The 5,125-nt window shown below is 60.9% G+C and carries 4 protein-coding genes; 2 read left to right on the forward strand and 2 right to left on the reverse strand.

Going from position 1 to position 5,125, the window contains the following annotated elements:
* Positions 1-1,932 (forward strand): DNA topoisomerase IV subunit B (locus WAW39_RS03125; protein ID WP_422315675.1); only part of this gene is annotated, 1,932 nt, incomplete at its 5' end.
* A 326-nt stretch (positions 1,933-2,258) separates the two neighbouring features.
* Here WAW39_RS03125 and WAW39_RS03130 read toward each other — a convergent pair.
* The gene (locus WAW39_RS03130; RefSeq protein ID WP_422315677.1) at positions 2,259-3,710 is read right to left on the reverse strand and encodes a 3-keto-disaccharide hydrolase; all 1,452 of its coding nucleotides are present in this window, start codon (positions 3,708-3,710) and stop codon (positions 2,259-2,261) included.
* Positions 3,711-3,820: 110 nt separating this feature from the next.
* Here WAW39_RS03130 and WAW39_RS03135 point away from each other — a divergent pair, with 110 nt between their 5' ends.
* Positions 3,821-4,753: a TlpA family protein disulfide reductase gene (locus WAW39_RS03135; protein ID WP_422315679.1), complete on the forward strand. Its 933-nt coding sequence runs from the start codon at positions 3,821-3,823 to the stop codon at positions 4,751-4,753.
* 73 nt (positions 4,754-4,826) lie between these two features.
* Here the strand turns inward: WAW39_RS03135 and WAW39_RS03140 are convergent.
* A partial coding sequence (locus tag WAW39_RS03140) for a hypothetical protein (RefSeq protein WP_422315681.1) occupies positions 4,827-5,125 on the reverse strand: 299 nt, incomplete at its 5' end.

Consider the following 5,125-nt stretch of genomic DNA (forward strand, 5'->3'; position numbering starts at 1 on the left):
GCACACGGTTACACTGAAGATTCCATCAAGTCCCTCGACTGGCGCGAGCACATCCGTCTGCGCCCCGGCATGTACATCGGCAAGCTGGGGGACGGCTCCCTGCCCGAGGACGGCATCTACGTCCTGCTCAAGGAGGTGCTGGACAACTGCATCGACGAGCACGTCATGGGCTACGGCAACACCATCGAGATCACCATCGCGGAAGACCAGACCGTCAATGTGCGCGACTACGGCCGTGGCATCCCGCTGGGCAAGCTTTTGGAATGCGCCGCACAGATCAACACGGGTGCCAAATACGACAGCGAAGTCTTCAAGCGCTCCGTCGGTCTGAACGGCGTCGGCATCAAAGCGGTGAACGCTTTGTCCGAGTTCTTCGAGATCCAGGCCATCCGCGAAAACCAGACCCGCTCCATCGAGTTCAGCCAGGGCATCGTCGTTTACGACATGGGCAAACCCACGCCCTGCACCGAGCCGAACGGCACCCGCATCGCCTTCCGTGCGGATGCGGAGAGCTTCGCGGAAGACACGCATTACCGCCTCGATTTCGTGCGCGAGATGCTGCGCTTCTACGCCTGGCTCAATCCCGGCCTCACGCTCCTGCTGCGCAGTCCATCGGGAGAAGAGAAGTTCAAGTCCAAGGACGGCCTGATGGACCTCATTCGCGCCAAGCTCACCGAAGAGCCGCAGTACCCCATCATCCACCTGGAGGGCAAGGATGTGGAAGTCGCCTTCACCCACGGCACCGGCTACGGCGAGGAGTACTACAGCTTCGTCAACGGCCAGCACACCACGCAGGGCGGCACCCACCTCGCCGCCTTCCGCGAGGCCATCGTGCAGGAGTGCCGCGAGTTTTATAAAAAGCAGTTCGATCCCGCCGACGTGCGCGGCAGCCTCATCGCCGCCGTCAGCGTGAAGGTGCAGGAGCCCATCTTCGAGTCCCAGACCAAGACCAAGCTCGGCTCCACCCACATGGAAACGAACGGGCGGAATCTGCGCGGCCACATCACCAGCGTCATCACCGCCCAGCTCGACAACTTCCTCCACAAGCACGCCGACATCGCCAAGTCGCTGCAGGAAAAGATCAACTCCAACGAACGCGAGCGCAAAGAGATCAGCGGCATCCAGAAGGCCGCCCGTGAAAACGCCCGCAAGGCCAAGGTCTGCAACAAGAAGCTGCGCGACTGCCGCGTGCACTTCGACACCAAGGACAAGCGCCGCGAGGACAGCACCCTCTTCATCACCGAAGGCGACAGCGCCTCCGGCAGCATCACCAAGAGCCGCGATGTGGAGACGCAGGCCGTCTTCAGCCTGCGCGGCAAGCCGCTCAACTGCTTCGGCCTCACCCGCAAGATCGTGTATGAAAACGAGGAGTTCTATCTTCTCGCCAACGCCCTGCAGATTGAGGAAGACCTCGAAGAACTCCGCTTCAACCGCGTCGTGCTCGCCACCGATGCGGATGTGGACGGCATGCACATCCGCCTGCTGATGATCACGTATTTCCTGCAGTTCTTCCCCGAGCTCGTGCGCAAAGGCCACCTGTACATTTTGCAGACGCCGCTCTTCCGCGTGCGCAACAAAAAGGAAACCTACTACTGCTACAGCGACGACGAGCGCCAGCGCGCCATCCACCGCTGCGGCAAGACCGCCGAGATCACCCGCTTCAAGGGACTCGGTGAAATCAGCCCGGATGAGTTCAAGCATTTCATCGGCCCGAACATGCGCCTGGAGCCCGTGAAGGTGCGCGACCACGAAGTGGATGCCGAAGGCAAACCCATCCCCTCCGAGCACCGCAGCGTCAAAGAAATGCTCTCCTTCTACATGGGTAAAAACACCCCCGAACGCCAGGCCTACATCGTGGAAAACCTGCGCATCGAAGAAGAGCTGGAGTTCAAGGAGACGACGGAGCCCGCAGCGCTGGCAGTGGCGGCTTGAGGTGACGGAGGGTGCTTCCGCGCGGCAGCGTCGTGGAGTGCGGTGGCAGAGATGCACGGCGCAAGCCTGCATCGACGACACCGCTTTCGCGAGGTGTAGCATGTTCTCCGGCCTCATCCTGCCGTCCGGCCTGCGAAAGCGGCGTCGCGCCCAGGCTTGCCGCTCGCACTCCACGACGCTGTCGCGTTCGCGTGAGCAGCAGGCGAACGTACACTTTGCTAAGGAATCCCCCCAAACAAAAAACCCGCCAGACCTCGCGGCCTGACGGGTGTTGAATGGGACAATCTGCGCATCTTGCTGCACCGCAGTGCAGCGTCGTAGCGCCGTTACTTCTGCTTCACCTTGAAGCTGCGGAACACCACAGGATCGCTATGCCCGGCGAAGCCGATGAAGCCCTTGGTGTGGTCCAGGCCTTTCGGTGGGTGGGCGATCTGGGTGCGGTCGAGCTTGTCGATGTCCACGTCGAGGATCTTGGTGCCGTTGAGGATGACTTTGATCTTCTGGCCATCGACCTGGATTTCCTGGAAGTTCCACTCGCCCACGGGGCGGAGGTAACCGTGCTTGGCACCGGCGCAGTGGTAGAGGGAGCCGTGGTACTGATAAGGCTCCAGACCCTTCTTGCCGGCGGCGGCCTGCTTGGCGTTGTAGCCGTCGCTGTCGATGACCTGGAATTCCAGGCCGTCAGAGGCGGAGTGACCACCCAGCGGGGTGCGCAGGGCGATGCCGTTGTTGCCAGCAGGAGGAAGTTTGAATTCCACGCGGATGGTGCCGTTTTCGAATTCTTCCTTGGTCAGCAGATCGCCGCCTTTGCCGGGCTTGCAGGTGATCGCGCCGTCCACCACTTCGTAGCTGTCCACGGCGCCCTGCCAGTTGCTGAGGTCCTTGCCGTTGATGTATTCCTTGAAGCCTTCGCTGCTGCCTGCCAGTTCCTTGTTGGCTTCTTCAGCGGAGATCTCGCGGATGTAAACGTTCTTCCAGCGGATTTCGCTGCCGTGGGTCTGGAGCTGGATGGGGCCTTTGGCAAAGGCGGGATCTGGGAACCAGCCGTTGGGCATTTTCTCTGCGGCCTTGGCGGCGTCGCCTTCAGCTTTCTTGGCGTCTTTTTTGCCGTAGGCGAGGTAGCCGGCCTTCTTGTTGGCAAAGAAGTTTTCCAGCACCGCATTCTTCACGACGACTTCGCCGTTGAAGGTCACCGTGGCGCGCTCGCCGACCATGCGGATGAGGAAGGTGTTCCATTCGCCCAAGGGCTTGTCCATGAGCTTCAGGGGATTCTTGCCCTCAGGGCTCTTGTTGTTCCAAAGACCGCCGGAACCGAAGGGCTTGCCCAGCGCGACGGCTTTTTCGTCCTTCTCCGTGAAGTCCCAGATCTGCACCTGGGGGATGCCGCGCAGGTAGATGCCGCTGTCTCCGAGGGGGAGCATCTTGTAGTCGACCATGAGCTCAAAGTCGCCGTAGTCCTTGTCGGTGGTGAGGTACAAACCTTTGCCGTCATTGACGAGCTGGCCGTCCTCCACTTTCCAGTGCGCATTGACGTGGTCGCCCTTGTCATTGCCCTTGGCATCCACGAGACCGCCCTCGATGGACTTCTTCTTGTACGCAGCCTGCTCCTCCGGTGTCATCTTCCAGAGGTCGTTCGGGTCCTGGGTGCCCCAGCCATACCATCCGGAAAGGTCCTTGCCGTTGAAGAGTGCGGTAAAACCTTTCGGCGGGGTGTTGTCCGCAGCGCGGCAAAACGCGGCTGTGGCGAGGAGGAGTGTCAGGGTCAGTGTGAGTTTCATGGATGAAGAGACACAGGAGTCGCACCCTGCGGGAGGCATCTTTCATTCCTCCCGAGGATGGTCACTTTCTGCTCGACATTGGTCACAAAAATCGGGACGCTTCCAAAGCCATGAAACCCGCCCTTTGTGTTTTTCTCTTCTGCTGCGCCCAGCTATCCCTGCATGCGCAGGCCCCTGCCACCCAGGAGGCTGCGGCCGATGCCCAGGCGCTGGTGAAGCGGCTCTTCGCCCAGGACACGACCGAGGAAGACCTGCAGAAGCTCGCCAAAGAGGCCAACAAAGCCGGGGTGCTGCGCCAGCAGATCATCGAGGCCAAGCTCGTCTGGGGCCTGCGGCATCAAAACACGCCCTTCCTCGTCAAGATCCTGCCGGAAGTGGAAATCCTCGCCGGCAGTTTTGATCCGGCCGGTGCCGCCGCGCTGCCGAACGTCGAAGCCATCCAATCCTTCGTCGCCTACATCAAGGCCCTGAAGGCAGGCGAGGCCAAGGATGCCGCCGGTTTCAAAGCGAACATCCTCGAAGCCATCTGGCTCAGCCCGCAGCAGGCGCCGGTCTTCATCCAGGCCATGGAGAAGTTTCGCCTGGAAGCCAAGATGGCCGCGCTGGTCATCGATCTGAAAGCCCCGCTGACCACCTCGGAGGGAGAGGCCACCACGCTGCACGATGTGCTGGGCGGAAAGAAAGCCCTGCTGCTGGACTTCTGGGCCTCCTGGTGCGGCCCCTGCATGAACCTGATGCCCGCGCTCAAAACGAAGGCGCAGACACTTGCCCCCCACGGCATCGTCGTAGCTGCGGTGAACAAGGACGATGAAAACGCCGAGGCCACCGCCGAACGCATCCGCCAGGAGCAAAACGCCAAGCTGCCCTGGCTCATCGAGCCCGCTGAACGCCCCTACACCAAGGCCCTCGACATCGCCACCATCCCCCGCATGGTCCTGCTCTCCCCTGAGGGCAAGGTCCTCTTCAACGGCCATCCGGAAGACCCGGCCCTGTGGGTGGCGCTGAAGAAGATTGATGCGACGATCGAGCCTCCGGCGCACTGAGCGGTGGGGCGCAAGGCGGATCATCTTCTGCCTCAACGGGCGCGGCTGCCCACCCAAAAACATGGCAGGTATTCTACACCCGTGAATTGATGAAAGCTGTCGTTCTAAATCTATCCGGACAAATATTGTTCGGCATGGCGCTCTTGTTTTGCATACCCCCGGTGATGTCGAACACAGGATCGCCGCCGCCTTCTGGCATGCCACTCTGGGTGATCCTGGCTTTATTCGCCTTGTCGAAAACGTGCATCAAGTTTGCTGGAAATGAGAAGGGATGGTCCATCGCTTTCCAAGTGGGCATTTTCGCCGTTTTTGTCGTGGCGCTTAAGGATAGATTAAGCCTGGGCCTGTGAGCCACACATCGCAGCCGCAGCG

This window comes from Prosthecobacter sp., from assembly GCF_049294395.1.
Taxonomy (GTDB): domain Bacteria; phylum Verrucomicrobiota; class Verrucomicrobiia; order Verrucomicrobiales; family Verrucomicrobiaceae; genus Prosthecobacter.